The organism is Pseudomonas sp. DTU12.1 (genome assembly GCF_009873475.1).
Classification (GTDB): domain Bacteria; phylum Pseudomonadota; class Gammaproteobacteria; order Pseudomonadales; family Pseudomonadaceae; genus Aquipseudomonas; species Aquipseudomonas proteolytica.
In genome coordinates, this window is sequence record NZ_CP045254.1 from 5,274,521 (window position 1) to 5,289,427 (window position 14,907).

At 60.5% G+C, this 14,907-nt stretch carries 11 protein-coding genes; 4 read left to right on the plus strand and 7 right to left on the minus strand.

Annotated elements, in window-relative coordinates; genetic code table 11:
• Positions 1-84: 84 nt before the first annotated feature.
• Both GDV60_RS23360 and glyA read left to right on the plus strand, forming a co-directional pair.
• On the plus strand, positions 85-3,936 hold the full coding sequence (locus GDV60_RS23360) for a bifunctional diguanylate cyclase/phosphodiesterase (protein WP_159908881.1): 3,852 nt from the start codon (positions 85-87) through the stop codon (positions 3,934-3,936).
• A 223-nt stretch (positions 3,937-4,159) separates the two neighbouring features.
• The gene (gene glyA, locus GDV60_RS23365; RefSeq protein WP_029292115.1) at positions 4,160-5,413 is read left to right on the plus strand and encodes a serine hydroxymethyltransferase; all 1,254 of its coding nucleotides are present in this window, start codon (positions 4,160-4,162) and stop codon (positions 5,411-5,413) included.
• Between the two features lie 188 nt (positions 5,414-5,601).
• On the opposite strand, the gene yjiA is transcribed toward glyA, so the two are convergent.
• From yjiA to GDV60_RS23380, 3 genes are all read right to left on the minus strand, one after another.
• On the minus strand, positions 5,602-6,561 hold the full coding sequence (gene yjiA / locus GDV60_RS23370; protein ID WP_029292117.1) for a GTPase: 960 nt from the start codon (positions 6,559-6,561) through the stop codon (positions 5,602-5,604).
• Positions 6,562-6,711: 150 nt separating this feature from the next.
• Positions 6,712-6,909, minus strand: coding sequence for a YbdD/YjiX family protein (locus tag GDV60_RS23375; protein WP_029292120.1), 198 nt, complete (start codon positions 6,907-6,909; stop codon positions 6,712-6,714).
• A gap of 15 nt (positions 6,910-6,924) precedes the next feature.
• Positions 6,925-8,991, minus strand: coding sequence for a carbon starvation CstA family protein (locus GDV60_RS23380; protein ID WP_029292122.1), 2,067 nt, complete (start codon positions 8,989-8,991; stop codon positions 6,925-6,927).
• A gap of 173 nt (positions 8,992-9,164) precedes the next feature.
• Here GDV60_RS23380 and GDV60_RS23385 point away from each other — a divergent pair, with 173 nt between their 5' ends.
• On the plus strand, positions 9,165-9,533 hold the full coding sequence (locus GDV60_RS23385; RefSeq protein WP_159908883.1) for a PilZ domain-containing protein: 369 nt from the start codon (positions 9,165-9,167) through the stop codon (positions 9,531-9,533).
• Between the two features lie 89 nt (positions 9,534-9,622).
• On the opposite strand, the gene radA is transcribed toward GDV60_RS23385, so the two are convergent.
• From radA to GDV60_RS23400, 3 genes are all read right to left on the minus strand, one after another.
• Positions 9,623-10,990, minus strand: a complete 1,368-nt coding sequence (gene radA, locus GDV60_RS23390) for a DNA repair protein RadA (protein ID WP_029292126.1) — start codon at positions 10,988-10,990, stop codon at positions 9,623-9,625.
• A 35-nt stretch (positions 10,991-11,025) separates the two neighbouring features.
• On the minus strand, positions 11,026-11,556 hold the full coding sequence (locus GDV60_RS23395) for an ankyrin repeat domain-containing protein (RefSeq protein WP_029292128.1): 531 nt from the start codon (positions 11,554-11,556) through the stop codon (positions 11,026-11,028).
• Between the two features lie 137 nt (positions 11,557-11,693).
• Positions 11,694-13,235, minus strand: a complete 1,542-nt coding sequence (locus GDV60_RS23400; RefSeq protein WP_159908885.1) for a catalase — start codon at positions 13,233-13,235, stop codon at positions 11,694-11,696.
• 286 nt (positions 13,236-13,521) lie between these two features.
• Here GDV60_RS23400 and mscL point away from each other — a divergent pair, with 286 nt between their 5' ends.
• Complete coding sequence (gene mscL / locus GDV60_RS23405) at positions 13,522-13,938, plus strand: large-conductance mechanosensitive channel protein MscL (RefSeq protein WP_029292131.1); 417 nt, start codon at positions 13,522-13,524, stop codon at positions 13,936-13,938.
• 59 nt (positions 13,939-13,997) lie between these two features.
• Here the strand turns inward: mscL and GDV60_RS23410 are convergent, their stop codons facing one another.
• On the minus strand, positions 13,998-14,774 hold the full coding sequence (locus tag GDV60_RS23410; RefSeq protein WP_159908887.1) for a ferredoxin--NADP reductase: 777 nt from the start codon (positions 14,772-14,774) through the stop codon (positions 13,998-14,000).
• Positions 14,775-14,907 lie beyond the last annotated feature (133 nt).

Consider the following 14,907-nt stretch of genomic DNA (forward strand, 5'->3'; position numbering starts at 1 on the left):
ACTCAAGGCATGCTAGCCGCCCTTCGGGCGTCCGGCTTATAGTGCACGTCGCGCGCCAGTACAGCCAAACCGCAGGATCACAGCTTGACCAACGTAACAAAGCCAAGCCCGTTGCGCGCAGCCCATATTGCGCCGGGCGCCCCCCTGCACGGAACCCTCAAGGGCGCGTTGGCGACGCTGGTCCTGTTGCTGCTCGCGCTATTGTTCTGGCAACTGCTGGACCAACTGCAGCAAAACCAGAAGAACCAGCAGCAATACACCATCAACTACAGCGCCGACCTGGCCGAACAGATCAGCCTGAACATGGCCCTGAGCGCGCAAATCGCCCTCAACCTGCTGCCGATTGTCGAGCCCCCACGCAACGAAGAACAGCACCAGGCCCTGGTGCGCAGCTTGCAACGCTCGCTGCCGGAACTACGCAGCGTCGCCCTGCTCGCCCCCAGCGGCGCGATCATCAGTGACACCGCCGACAACAGCCAGGACGGTGCCTGGCTAGAAGAACTGGTCAAGCGCAGCCATGCCCAGTCCTATTACCTGAGCAACAACAGCGACGGCTCCGTCATCTACTTGCTGCTGCACCAACCCAGTGGCGGCGCAAAAATGTACTGGGCGTTGCGCCTGGCCCCCAATTACCTGGCCAACCTGACGCGCCAGGACGGCCAGGGGCCGCGCCCGATGTGGGCGATTGAAAACCAGTTGAACCATCGGATTGTCAGTCGCGACAGCGGCATGCCCAGCCAATGGTCGTCCGGGCTGACCCCGGAAGAACTGAATAAAACCGTACTGGTCACCCCCTTGAGCAAAAGCGACTGGCAACTGCGCGGCCTGTTCGACCGCGCCGCCGTGCTGGAGCAACTGCTGCCGGCGTTTATCGGCAAGTGCCTGCTGGGCCTGGCCTTTTCGCTGATCCCGGTGCTGGTGCTGCTGAACATGCGCCGCCGCCAGCGCCAGGTCAACGAAGGCCGGCGCCGCTATCAGGATATCTTCGACGGCACCGGCGTGGCCTTGTGCGTGCTCGACCTGTCGGGCCTGCGGGGGTTCTTCGACAAGGCCCAGTTGCACACCCGCGAGCAGTTGCAGGACTGGCTGCAAAACAGCCCCGAGCAACGCCAGCATCTGCTCAAGGAACTGCGCATCACTGAAGTCAACCAGGTGGCGGTGCGCCTGCTGAATGTGGCGTCCTGCGAACAGGCCTGGGACCGTTTGATCGACGGTTGCGCGCTGAACACCAGCGCCATTGGCTACCAAGTGCTGGAAGCCGTGCTGACCCAGCAAAAACAGCTGGAGCTGGAGATTCAACTCAGCGACATCGACGGCAACGACCAGTACCTGTGGCTGGTGATGCGCCTGCCGGAAGCACAGCACGACTATAAGGCAGTGATCCTCAGCATCAGCGATATCACCAGCCGCAAACTGATCGAACTGTCGCTGGTGGAGCGCGAAGGGTTCTGGTCGGACGTGGTGCGTACCGTGCCGGATCACCTGTATGTGCAGGATGTGATCAGCCAGCGGATGATCTTCAGCAACCACCACCTGGGCCATACCCTGGGCTACAACCGGCACGAACTGCAACAGATGGGCGAGTACTTCTGGGAGATCCTGCTGCACCCCGAAGACGCCGAGTACTACCACGAACTGCGCCAGCAACAGCGCGCCGCCGGATACCTGGCACAGTTGCAGTGCCAGCTGCGCTTTAGGCACCGCAACAATCAGTGGCGGCGCTTCGAGATCCGCGAACAGGCCCTGGCCCGGGACAAGACCGACCAAGTCACGCGGATCATCGGCGTGGCCAAGGACATCACCGACCAGATCGAAGCCAGCGAGTCCCTGCGCGACAGCGAGCAGCGCTACCGGATGCTGGCCGAAAGCATCAGCGACGTGATTTTCTCCACCGACAGCAAGCTGGCCCTCAACTATGTCAGCCCGTCGGTGAATGCAGTGCTGGGCTATGAAGTCGACTGGATCTTCAAGAACGGCTGGCAATCGACCATCGCCAACCCGCAACAACTGACCGGTATTTACACCCTGGTAGAACGGGTCAGCCGCTCCCTCGACCAGCCCGAAGCCCTGGCCCTGCTGCGCGATGACGTGCAGACCCAACTGTTCCTGTTCGACTGCCTGCGGGCCGATGGGCGCAAGGTGCCGATCGAGCTGCGCCTGGTGCTGGTGTGGGACGAGCACGGCGCGTTCGAAGGCATCCTCGGCGTGGGTCGCGATATCAGCCAGCAACGCCGCGCCGAGAAAGACCTGCGCATGGCGGCCACGGTATTCGAGCATTCCACCTCGGCAATCCTGATCACCGACCCGGCCGGCTATATCGTGCAGGCCAACGAAGCGTTCAGCCGGGTCAGCGGTTATGCGGTGGCCGACGTCCTCGACCAGTTGCCGAACATGCTCACCGTCGACGAACAGCAGGAAGCGCACCTGCGCTACGTGCTCAAGCAGTTGCACCAGCACAGCACCTGGGAAGGCGAAGTGTGGCTCAAGCGCCGCAGCGGCGAACATTACCCGGCCTGGGTCGGCATTACCGCCGTACTCGATGATGAAGGCGACCTGGCCAGTTATGTGTGCTTCTTCAGTGATATCAGCGAGCGCAAGGCCAGCGAACAACGCATCCACCGCCTGGCCTACTACGACGCTCTGACCCACCTGCCCAACCGCACCCTGTTCCAGGATCGCCTGCACACCGCGTTGCAGTCGGCCGAACGGCAGAAGTCGTGGGTGGTGCTGATGTTCCTCGACCTCGACCGTTTCAAGCCGATCAACGACTCCCTGGGCCACGCCGCCGGCGATCGCATGCTCAAGGAAATGGCCACCCGCCTGCTCGGCTGTGTGGCCGAAGACGACACCGTGGCGCGCATGGGCGGTGACGAGTTCACCTTGCTCCTGCAACCGCGGGTCAGCCGCGAAATGGCGCTGAACCGGGCTATTCATGTGGCCGAGCAGATCCTCGCCAGCCTGGTGAAGCCGTTTGTGCTCGAAGGCCGCGAGTTTTTTGTCACCGCCAGCATCGGTATCGCCCTGAGCCCTCAGGACGGCAACGAACTGAGCCAACTGATGAAAAACGCCGACACGGCGATGTACCACGCCAAGGAGCGCGGCAAGAACAACTTCCAGTTCTACCAGGCCGACATGAACGCCAGCGCCCTGGAGCGCCTGGAACTGGAGAGCGACCTGCGCCATGCCTTGGACCAGAACGAATTCGTGCTGTATTACCAACCGCAGTTCAGTGGCGATGGCAAACGTTTGACCGGCGCCGAAGCCCTGCTGCGCTGGCGCCACCCACGGCGCGGGCTGGTACCGCCGGGGGATTTCATCCCGGTACTGGAAGAATTGGGCCTGGTGGTGGATGTGGGCGACTGGGTGATCGACGAGGCCTGCCGCCAACTCAAGACCTGGCACCAGAACAAGGTGCGGGTACCCAAGGTTTCGGTGAACATTTCGGCCCGGCAGTTCTCGGACGGGCAGTTGGGTACGCGGATCGCTACCATCCTCAAGGAAACCGGGCTGCCGCCGGCGTGCCTGGAACTGGAGCTGACCGAAAGTATCCTGATGCGCGAAGTCAACGAAGCCCTGCAGATCCTCGCCAGCCTGAAAAACCTTGGCCTGAGCATCGCCGTAGACGACTTCGGCACGGGTTATTCATCGCTCAACTACCTCAAGCAATTCCCCATCGACGTGCTCAAGATCGACCGCACCTTCGTCGACGGCCTGCCGTCCGGCGAGCAGGACGCGCAGATCGCCCGCGCAATCATCGCCATGGCCCACAGCCTGAACCTGGCGGTGATCGCCGAAGGCGTGGAAACCCATGAGCAACTGGACTTCCTGCGCGAGCATGGCTGTGACGAGGTACAGGGCTATCTGTTTGGGCGGCCGATGCCGGCCAATCGGTTTGAGGCGCAGTTCAGTAATGATGCGCTGTTCATGTTTGACTGAAATTTTGCGGTGAGGCTGATGGCCTCTTCGCGAGCAAGCCCGCTCCCACAGTTGAAATGCGTTCCCATGTGGGAGCGGGCTTGCCCGCGATGAGGCCCTCAAATACGCCATCCATCTCTGGATGAGCGCCACTTGTCCGCGACATGATGTCCTTTCATATGCCATCTAAAACCCATTGGGTTAGAATGCCCCTCTTTTCTGCCCCCGATCCTTGAGGACCGCCATGTTCAGCCGTGATTTGACTATTGCCAAGTACGACGCCGATCTCTTTGCCGCCATGGAGCAAGAAGCTGTGCGCCAGGAAGAGCACATTGAGCTGATCGCTTCGGAAAACTACACCAGCCCTGCGGTGATGGAGGCTCAAGGTTCGGTTCTGACCAACAAGTACGCCGAAGGCTACCCAGGCAAGCGCTACTACGGCGGTTGCGAGTTCGTCGACGTGGTTGAGCAACTGGCCATCGACCGTGCCAAGGAACTGTTCGGCGCCGATTACGCCAACGTCCAGCCACACGCCGGCTCCCAAGCCAACGCGGCCGTTTACCTGGCCCTGCTGCAAGGCGGCGACACCATCCTGGGCATGAGCCTGGCCCACGGCGGTCACCTGACCCACGGCGCCAGCGTTTCGTCCTCCGGCAAGCTGTACAACGCTGTGCAGTACGGCATCGACGGCAATGGCCTGATCGACTACGACGAAGTCGAGCGCCTGGCGGTCGAGCACAAGCCAAAAATGATCGTGGCCGGTTTCTCTGCCTACTCGCAGATCCTCGACTTCCCACGCTTCCGTGAAATCGCCGACAAGGTTGGCGCCTACCTGTTCGTCGACATGGCCCACGTGGCCGGTCTGGTCGCCGCTGGCGTCTACCCGAACCCAGTGCCTTACGCTGACGTCGTGACCACCACGACCCACAAGACCCTGCGCGGTCCACGTGGCGGCCTGATCCTGGCGCGTGCCAACGCCGAGATCGAGAAGAAGCTGAACTCCGCGGTATTCCCGGGCGCCCAGGGTGGCCCGCTGGAGCACGTGATCGCCGCTAAAGCGATCTGCTTCAAGGAAGCGTTGCAGCCTGAGTTCAAGACTTACCAGCAACAAGTGGTGAAAAACGCCCAGGCCATGGCCAGTGTGTTCATCGAGCGCGGTTTTGACGTGGTTTCCGGCGGTACTGAAAACCACCTGTTCCTGCTGTCGCTGATCAAGCAGGACATCTCCGGTAAAGATGCTGACGCTGCCCTGGGCAAAGCCTTCATCACCGTGAACAAGAACTCGGTACCGAACGACCCACGTTCGCCGTTCGTCACCTCGGGCCTGCGCTTCGGCACCCCGGCCGTGACCACTCGTGGCTTCAAGGAAGCAGAGTGCAAGGAACTGGCTGGCTGGATCTGCGACATCCTGGCAGACCTGTCCAACGAAGCCGTGATCGACGCGGTACGTGAGAAGGTCAAGGCCATCTGCAAGAAGCTGCCGGTGTACGGCGCTTGATTGCAGTTGCTTGAATGAAAAGCCCGGCTCTTGAGCCGGGCTTTTTTATGCCGATTTGAATTTGGAATGCAGATCAAAAGGTGGGAGCGGGCTTGCTCGCGAAGGCAGTGTATCAGTCGGCACATGCATCAACTGACAGGTCGCCTTCGCGAGCAAGCCCGCTCCCACATTTTTGACTGTATTTCAGGTCAGGGTTGGTAGACCCGCTGGAAGCCCGCGCGAATCTTCTCTTCGGGCAATTCGTCAGCAATAAACACAATCACACTCTCCCGCGCCTCGCCCTCGGCCCATTCAGTATCCCAATCGAAACCGTAGAGCTTGAGCACGCCCTGGAACACCATGCGCCGGTCTTCCCCGGCGATGTTCAGCACGCCCTTGTAGCGCAGCAGTTGCTTGCCGTGCTCCTCCAGCAGTTCGTTCATGAACTCACTGAGGCGGTCGATATCCAGCGGCTGGTCGGTACGCAATACCAGGCTGGAGATACGGTCGATGGACGGTGCCTGGCTGACCGGGCGCAAGGTCATGCCGGCGTTGAGGTTGAAGCCACGCACGTCCAGCAACTCGGCGAGGTCAATCTTGCCGTGCTCCACCACCCGGATCGGCGCACGGCGGTTGATGCGGGTCAGGCGCTCGCAAAGGGCGTCGAAGCTGGCGTCGTCCACCAGGTCACGCTTGCTCACCAACAGGCGGTCGGCAAAGCCGATCTGCGCCTGGGCGATGGTCTGGGTCAGGTGGTGTTCGGCGTGGGCCGCGTCCACCAGGGTGATGATGCCGTCGAGGATGTAGCGCTCGCGCAGTTCTTCATCGATGAAAAAGGTCTGGGCCACCGGCGCCGGGTCGGCCAGGCCGGTGCATTCGATCACCAGGCGGTCGAAGGCGATCTCGCCGCTGTCCAGGCGTTCGAGCAGCAGGTACAGGGCTTTGGTCAGGTCGGTGTGGATGGTGCAGCACACGCAACCGTTGGACAGGGTCATGACTTGCACCGGCTCATCGCCCAGCAACTGGGTGTCGATACCGGCGTCGCTGAATTCGTTTTCGATCACGGCGATTTTCAAGCCGTGTTCGGCCTTGAGCAGATGACGCAACAAGGTGGTCTTGCCAGCGCCGAGGAAGCCGCTGAGGACGGTGACGGGGATGGGAGAGGACAAAAATATTCTCCTTGAGGAAACTTAAAACAAATGTGGGAGCGGGCTTGCCCGCGATTGCGATCTCACATTCAACATCGCTGCTGACTGACAGTCCGCCATCGCGGGCAAGCCCGCTCCCACAAGGGATCACATAGGCCCAAGCCTATGGGTTCAACAGCACTTGGGCCCGCCCTTGCCGCCGTAACGGGCTTCCTGGCGTTCCCGGAAGAACGCCTTGTAGTCCATCATCGGCTTGTCCGGGTGCTTGGTTTGCATATGCTCGACGTAGGTGTCGTAGTCGGGCATGCCGACCATCAGGCGCGCGGCCTGACCGAGGTATTTACCGAGGCGACCAATGTCATTGAACATGTTTGCAACCCTCTATCACGCGTCCGGCATGGCTTGGAATGGCGCTTCTTTATCCGTACGTTCCTTGGTACCCCAGGCGGCTACGCCGACTTTGATCGCATAGAACAAGATGCTGAAGACCACGAACAGGAACAGTACCGTCAGCGTCGCGTTGGTGTAGGCGTTCCAGATCACGTGCTGCATCTGGTCGATGTTCTTCGCCGGGGCAAGGATCTGGCCGTTGGCCAACGCATCGCTGTACTTCTTGGCCAGCGACAGGAAGCCGATTGCCGGGTTGGCGTCGAACAGCTTGATAAAGCCTGCGGTGGTGGTGCAGATCAGCAGCCAGACAGCCGGCAGCAGCGTGACCCAGATGTAGCGCTGGCGCTTCATTTTGATCAGCACAACAGTGGCGAGCATCAGCGCGATACCGGCCAGCATCTGGTTGGAGATGCCGAACAGCGGCCACAAGGTGTTGATGCCACCCAGCGGATCGATCACGCCTTGGTACAGCAAGTAACCCCACATCGCCACACAGCCTGCGGTCGCGATCAGGTTGGCGGTCCAGGACTCGGTACGCTTGAGCGCCGGGACGAAGGAGCCGAGCAAGTCCTGGAGCATGAAGCGACCGGCACGGGTACCGGCGTCAACTGCAGTCAGGATGAACAGCGCTTCGAACAGGATCGCAAAGTGGTACCAGAATGCCATGGTGTTTTCACCCGGCAGGACACTGTGCAGGATCTGCGCGATACCGACCGCCAGGGTCGGCGCACCGCCGGCACGGGCCAGGATGGTGGTTTCACCGATATCGTTGGCCACTGCCTGCAGCGCTTCCGGGGTAATTGCAAAGCCCCAACTGCTGACGGTCTGGGCAACGGTCACCACATCAGTGCCGACAATCGCCGCAGGGCTGTTCATGGCGAAGTACACGCCTGGCTCGATCACCGAAGCGGCAACCATGGCCATGATGGCGACGAACGACTCCATCAACATGCCGCCATAGCCGATGTAGCGCGAGTGGGCTTCATTGGCCAACAACTTGGGCGTGGTGCCCGAGGAGATCAGCGCATGGAAGCCGGACACCGCACCACAGGCGATGGTGATGAACAGGAACGGGAACAGGCCGCCCTTCCACACCGGGCCAGTGCCATCGATAAACTGGGTCAGCGCAGGCATTTTCAGGTCAGGCATGGTGACCAGAATGCCGATCGCCAGGGCGATGATCGTGCCGATTTTCAGGAACGTCGACAGGTAGTCACGGGGAGCCAGGATCAGCCACACCGGCAATACCGCCGCCACGAAGCCGTAGCCGACCAGCATCCAGGTGATCTGGATCCCGGTGAAGGTGAAGGCCTTGGCCCAGACCGGATCAGCGGCAATCTGCCCGCCCAGCCAGATCGAACCCAGCAGCAACAGCACGCCGATGATCGAAATCTCGCCAATGCGGCCCGGCCGGATGTAGCGCATGTACACGCCCATGAACATCGCAATCGGGATGGTCGCCATCACCGTGAAGATGCCCCACGGGCTTTCGGCCAGGGCCTTGACCACGATCAGCGACAACACCGCGAGGATGATGATCATGATCAGGAAGCAGCCAAACAGCGCGATGGTCCCGGGAATGCGGCCCATCTCTTCGCGAACCATATCCCCCAGGGAGCGGCCGTTGCGACGGGTGGACAGGAACAGGATCATGAAGTCCTGCACCGCACCCGCCAGCACCACGCCGGCAATCAGCCACAGGGTACCTGGCAGGTAGCCCATCTGCGCGGCCAAGACCGGGCCGACCAAAGGCCCTGCACCGGCAATGGCGGCGAAGTGGTGACCGAACAGGATATGTTTGTTGGTCGGCACATAGTCCAGACCGTCGTTGTTGATCACTGCGGGGGTGGCCCGCCGTGGATCGAGTTGCATCACATTATTTGCAATGAACAGGCTGTAGTAACGATAAGCCACCAGATAGATGGCGACTGCCGCGACTACAATCCACAAGGCGTTGATCGCCTCGCCGCGACGCAAAGCCACTACGCCCAGGGCGCACGCTCCTACGATTGCCAGCAACAGCCAGGGTAGATGGCGGAGCAGGCTATTATTATTTTTCATTTTTTTATTCCAGCCAGGTTGGACAGAAAGACAGCCATCCGGAGTTTAGCGCGCTGTGCCCTAAAGACCAGCCCCCTACGTTGGTCTAGAGCCTTGCCGGGGCGAAAAAAACAGAAATAAATGCCCGATAATGGCGCAAGGCTACAATCCCTGTACCTACAGAGGGTTTCACCATGAGCGACCAGCCGTCAGATCGCCGCCGTTTTCGGCGGATTGCCTTCGATGCCAGGACCGAACTCAAGCAGAACGGCCAGCAATGGCCGGTGCAACTGGTGGATTTATCGCTCAAGGGGCTGCTGGTGCAAAAGCCCGCGCCGTGGTTGGGCAAGGGTGATGAGCCGTTTGAAGTGGACATTCACCTGGACGCCCAGACCGACGTCAGCATGCAGGTGCGGCTGACCCATGATTACCAGGGGCAACTGGGGTTTGTCTGTGAGCATATCGACCTGGACTCGATCAGCCATTTGCGCAGGTTGATCGAGCTGAATCTGGGGGATGAGGAGGAGTTGCATCGGGAGCTGGGCGAGTTGCTGAACATCTGACCTTTGCCGGCGATGGCGGCGTGTCAGTCAGGGATGTAGCGACTGATTCGACGTCATCGCTGGCAAGCCAGCACCTACAGGGTTTTGGGTTATTCGAACAAGGCGTCCAGGGCCTGCTCCAGACGCGTCACCGCAATCACCTGCAACCCCGGTGGCGCCTCCTTCGGTGCATTGCCCTTGGGCACGATGGCACGCTTGAAGCCATGCTTGGCCGCTTCCTTCAGACGCTCCTGGCCGCTGGGCACCGGACGCACTTCGCCCGACAAGCCCACCTCACCAAATACCAGCAGGTCATGGGGCAACGGCCGATTGCGCAGGCTGGACATCACCGCCGCCATCAACGCTAGGTCCGACGCGGTTTCCAGTACCTTTACACCGCCAACCACGTTGAGGAACACGTCCTGGTCATGGGTCGGGATCCCGCCGTGGCGATGCAGTACCGCCAGCAGCATCGCCAGGCGGTTCTGATCCAGGCCCAGGGTCACGCGGCGCGGGTTGGCCAGGTGGCTGTCGTCCACCAGGGCCTGGACTTCCACGAGCATCGGCCGGGTGCCCTCCCACGTTGCCATTACCACACTGCCCGGTACTTCTTCCTGGGCGCGTGTCAGAAAGATCGCCGAGGGGTTGGAGACTTCTTTGAGCCCCCGGTCCGTCATGGCGAACACCCCCAACTCGTTGACCGCACCAAAACGGTTTTTCACCGCGCGCAACAGGCGCAGGCGCCCATCGGACTCGCCCTCGAAATACAGCACCGTATCGACCATATGCTCCAGCACCCGCGGGCCGGCCAACGCGCCTTCCTTGGTGACATGGCCCACCAGGAAAATCGCCGTACCGCTTTGCTTGGCATAGCGCACCAGCAACGCCGCGCTCTCCCGCACCTGGGACACCCCTCCCGGCGCCGATTGCAGCTGCTCGGTGAAGATCGTCTGGATCGAGTCGATCACCATCACCTTGGGTTTTTCCACACGGGCGGTGGCGATGATGCTTTCGATACAGGTCTCGGTCATGACCCGCAACTGGTCCTGGGGCAGGCCCAGGCGACGGGCGCGCATGGCCACTTGCTGCTGGGATTCTTCGCCGGTGACATACAAGGCCGGCATGCGGCTGGCGATGCTGCACAGGGTTTGCAGGAGGATGGTCGATTTGCCGATCCCCGGATCGCCGCCGATCAACACCACCGAGCCGTCCACTAGGCCGCCACCGAGCACCCGGTCAAGCTCGCCGGAAGCGGTAGAAAAGCGCGGGATTTCTTCGACGCTGACTTCAGCCAGGGTCTTGATCTGGGCTTGCTGGCCGGTCCAGCCTGCGCGACCGGTGGGCGCTGCGGCGCCGCCACTTTCGATCATGGTTTCAGTGAGGGTGTTCCACGCCCCGCATTCGCCACACTGGCCCGCCCATTTGGGAAAGGTCGCGCCGCACTCCGTGCAGCCGTACATGCGCTTGGCCTTTGCCATCTGAGAACCTCCAACCGAAAAACCGCGATGATAGCTCAGCGCGGCGGCGCGGTACGGATTTCACCGTTGGCCAATCGTGTAGCGCTGTTGCCCAGCGGGTCCTCGGCGTTCAGGTCGGCGCCCTGGGCCTTGAGTGCATCGAGCAGTTCCACGCGCTTGAACAGCCCGGCGTACATGGCCGCCGTCTGTCCGGCACCGTTGCGTTGGTCAGGGTTGCAGGCGGTGCCCAGCAAACGCCGGGCAATGCTCAGCTCACCCTTGAAAATCGCTCCCATCAACGCCGTGTTGCCGCGTTTGTCCTGCACGCAAGCATCGGCACCGGCCGCCAGCAGTTGCTCCACGGCCGGTCCCTGCCCGTGATAGGCGGCCAGGATCAGCGCGGTGTAGCCCTTGTCATCGACGGTATTCAGGGAATAGCCGGACTCGATAAAGGTGTTGAGCATCTCCACATCGCCACGCCGGGCGGCGTCGAAGTAGTAGTCCTGCAATTGCGCCTTGAGGGCCTGCGGGTCGGCCAATACGCTCAAGGACCAGCAGGCCAAAAGCGCTCCAATAAAGCTACGCATAAGCGACATCCTCCAAGGCTCCTGTGGGAGCGAGCTTGCTCGCGAAAAACGTAAGGGCACCGCGTTAATCCTGAATGTACGCGGTGCCTTTGAGAGCTTCGCGAGCAAGCTCGCTCCTACAGAAGTGGGTATTAAGATCAGTCGTTCAGCTTTTCAGCCAATGCCTTGACCCGCGCCAGATCACCCTTGGCCACTTTGGCCACGCCAGTGCCATATTCCGGGTCGGCCTTGTACAGGAACGACAGGATAATGTGCTTGCTGACGTCATCCGTGGTCGCCAGGGAGCCACCGAAGTTGTCGATCAAGTCCTGGCGCTCCTTCTTGCTGAAGGAGCGGTACAAGTCGCCTGCCTGCTTGAAGTTCTGCTCACGCTGGATCTTCGCCTGCTGGGTGCTGCCGGCCAGGGGCATCTGGCTGTAGCGCGCACTTTGCGGCTCTTCCCGCGGTTCCAGGCGGCTTGGCTGGTAGTTCACGCCGCTGCTGGTCTTGCCGAAGTTCATCGTGCCGTCCTGGTTACCGTTGTTGACGGTGACCCGTGGTGCGTTGATCGGCAATTGCAGGGCATTGGCGCCCAGGCGGTACATTTGCGTATCCGCATAGGAGAACACTCGGCCTTGCAGCAGGCGATCTTCCGACGGCTCGATACCCGGCACCAGGTTCGCCGGGGCCATGGCCACTTGCTCGGTTTCCTGGAAGACGTTGGCCGGGTTGCGGTTGAGCACCATCTGCCCGACTTTGCGCTGGGGAACATCGGGCCAGATCTTAGTGGCGTCCAGAGGATCGAAATCAAACTTGGCCAGTTCTTCCGGCTTGAGCACTTGTACGTACAGATCCCACTTGGGGAAGTCGCCCTTGTTGATATGGGTGACTAGGTCGTTAGTCATATGGCTGTAGTCACGGCCCTGGACCTCGACAACTTGTTTTGGATCCAGGTTCTTGATGCCCTGCAGGCTCTTCCAATGGAACTTGACGTAGTGCACTTCACCCTTGGCATTGATCAACTTGTAGGCATGTACGCCATTACCATCCATCTCGCGGTAGCTGGCCGGGGTTCCGGAGTCCGAATACAACTCGGTGAGTGTGCGGGTGGACTCGGGAACATGGGAGAAGAAGTCAAAACGACGGGAGTCGTCATCCAGGTTAGTGCGTGGGTCAGGTTTGAACGCATGCACCATGTCCGGGAACTTGATGGCATCGCGAATAAAGAACGTCGGGAAATTATTACCTACCAGGTCCCAGTTACCTTCGGCGGTATAGAACTTGGTGGCGAAGCCGCGAGGGTCGCGCAGGGTTTCCGGGGAATGGTTGCCGTGGACTACGGCAGAGAACCGGACGAATACCGGCGTGGCCTCACCTGCGGCAAATACTTTGGCCCTGGTCAGGTCGCTGAGGTTATCGGTGACGGTGAAGGTGCCGTGGGCACCAGTGCCACGGGCATGCACCACACGCTCGGGGATGCGCTCGCGGTCAAAGCGTTGCAGCTTCTGGATCAGTTGGACGTCCTGCAGCAGCACCGGGCCGTTGGCGCCGGCGGTCTGCGAGTTCTGGTTGTCGCCCACCGCCGCGCCATTATCGCGCGTCAAGTTGGCGGCACTGACCGACAATGACAATAGACTGATACCGGCAATCAACAGCAGATTGCGCGCAGCAATAGGCCTGCGACTATTAAGGTTTTTCATCAAGGATTCCTCTGGTTTTATAGGCACTTTTTAAGGGTGCATGCCAGAGGCTAGTGATCCTGGCGCCAGAAGATAAATAGAAAACTCACACACACTCGATTGAGAAAATAGTGTGGTAAACCACTGAAATGGCGGGTATTTCGCGCGCGATTGGTGGCACTTTGCAAACTATTTGCGTTTTAATGTGTCGATTACAACGAACAGTGTTAACAGTTGTGTCGAGCAAGTCACTGCAGACTGACTTACACTGAGTTCCTCTCCTCTCAACTGTAACAAGGAATAACCTATGGGCGTGATCAGTGAGTTCAAGGCCTTCGCGGTCAAAGGTAATGTGGTCGACATGGCGGTCGGTATTATCATCGGCGCCGCCTTCGGCAAAATTGTTTCGTCCTTTGTAGGCGACGTGGTGATGCCGCCGATCGGTCTGCTGATCGGTGGTGTGGATTTCGGTGATCTGGCGGTAACGCTCAAGGCCGCCCAGGGCGATGTCCCAGCAGTGGTCCTGGCCTACGGCAAATTCATCCAGAGCGTGATTGACTTCGTGATCGTCGCGTTCGCGATCTTCATGGGCGTCAAGGCTATCAACCGCCTCAAGCGTGAAGAAGCCGCCGCGCCAAGCCTGCCGCCGGTGCCGACCAAGGAAGAAGAACTGCTGGGCGAGATCCGCGACCTGCTCAAGGCTCAGAACAACAAGCCCCTGTAGCCGACCTGCAACACCTGTCGGCCACTGAAAAAAGGCGCCTCTGATCGGGCGCCTTTTTGCTACCAGTAGTTTTCTACCGCCACCTGCCCTGGCCGACGCGTCAGGCTCAATTGCATATCGCGCTGTTTAAGCAATTGCCGGGTGTCGTCGATCATCTGTGGGTTGCCGCAAATCATCACCCGCGAATGCTCTGGCGTCAGGGCCACACCCGCCGCACGTTCCAGCTCACCATTTTCGATCAGGGTGGTGATACGCCCATTCAGTGCGCCCGGGTGCTGCTCACGGGTCACGATGGGCAGGTAGGTGAGTTTATGGGCGTACTCCTTAAGGTACTCACGCTCGCCCAACTGCTGGATCAGTGTCTGGTAGGCCAGCTCGCGAGCCTCGCGGGCGCTGTAGACCAGAATGATGCGCTCGAATTTATCCCAGACTTCAAAGTCCTGCAGGATCGACAGAAACGGCGCAATGCCGGTGCCGGTCCCCAGCAACCACAGGTCCCGGCCATCGACAAACCGGTCCAGGGTCAGGAAGCCCGTGGCTTGGCGCTCCACCAGCAGTTCGTCGCCGACACGCAAGCGGCTCAACTCACTGGTGAATTCGCCGCCGGGCACCACAATCGAGAAGAACTCCAGGAACTCATCGAAGGGCGACGACACCACCGAGTAGGCGCGCCACACCAGGCTGCCATCGGGTTTGGTCACACCCAGACGGACAAACTGCCCGGCGACGAAACGAAACCCCGGGTCGCGGGTGGTCCGCAGGGTAAACAGACTGGGGGTCAATGACTGCACATCGATCAGGGTCTGGCGTGTGAATTTTTCAGCACTGGCCGTCATAGCGGGCTCCGGGCGACAGGTAACCCCTAGTGTCGCCCAAAGTGGCGCCGGCAAACACCGTTGGTTTGTAGTGACATCCGCCCAGCCGGCGACAACCGGCATGTATCACTGCTGTAACGGCACTTGAGTAATA

Coding starts and splice junctions, on each gene's coding strand:
- glyA (WP_029292115.1), top strand. CDS start 4,160: ATGTTCAGCCGTGATTTGACTATTGCCAAGTACGACGCCGATCTCTTT.
- GDV60_RS23375 (WP_029292120.1), bottom strand. CDS start 6,909: ATGTTCAATGACATTGGTCGCCTCGGTAAATACCTCGGTCAGGCCGCG.
- GDV60_RS23380 (WP_029292122.1), bottom strand. CDS start 8,991: ATGAAAAATAATAATAGCCTGCTCCGCCATCTACCCTGGCTGTTGCTG.
- GDV60_RS23385 (WP_159908883.1), top strand. CDS start 9,165: ATGAGCGACCAGCCGTCAGATCGCCGCCGTTTTCGGCGGATTGCCTTC.
- radA (WP_029292126.1), bottom strand. CDS start 10,990: ATGGCAAAGGCCAAGCGCATGTACGGCTGCACGGAGTGCGGCGCGACC.
- GDV60_RS23395 (WP_029292128.1), bottom strand. CDS start 11,556: ATGCGTAGCTTTATTGGAGCGCTTTTGGCCTGCTGGTCCTTGAGCGTA.
- GDV60_RS23400 (WP_159908885.1), bottom strand. CDS start 13,235: ATGAAAAACCTTAATAGTCGCAGGCCTATTGCTGCGCGCAATCTGCTG.
- mscL (WP_029292131.1), top strand. CDS start 13,522: ATGGGCGTGATCAGTGAGTTCAAGGCCTTCGCGGTCAAAGGTAATGTG.
- GDV60_RS23410 (WP_159908887.1), bottom strand. CDS start 14,774: ATGACGGCCAGTGCTGAAAAATTCACACGCCAGACCCTGATCGATGTG.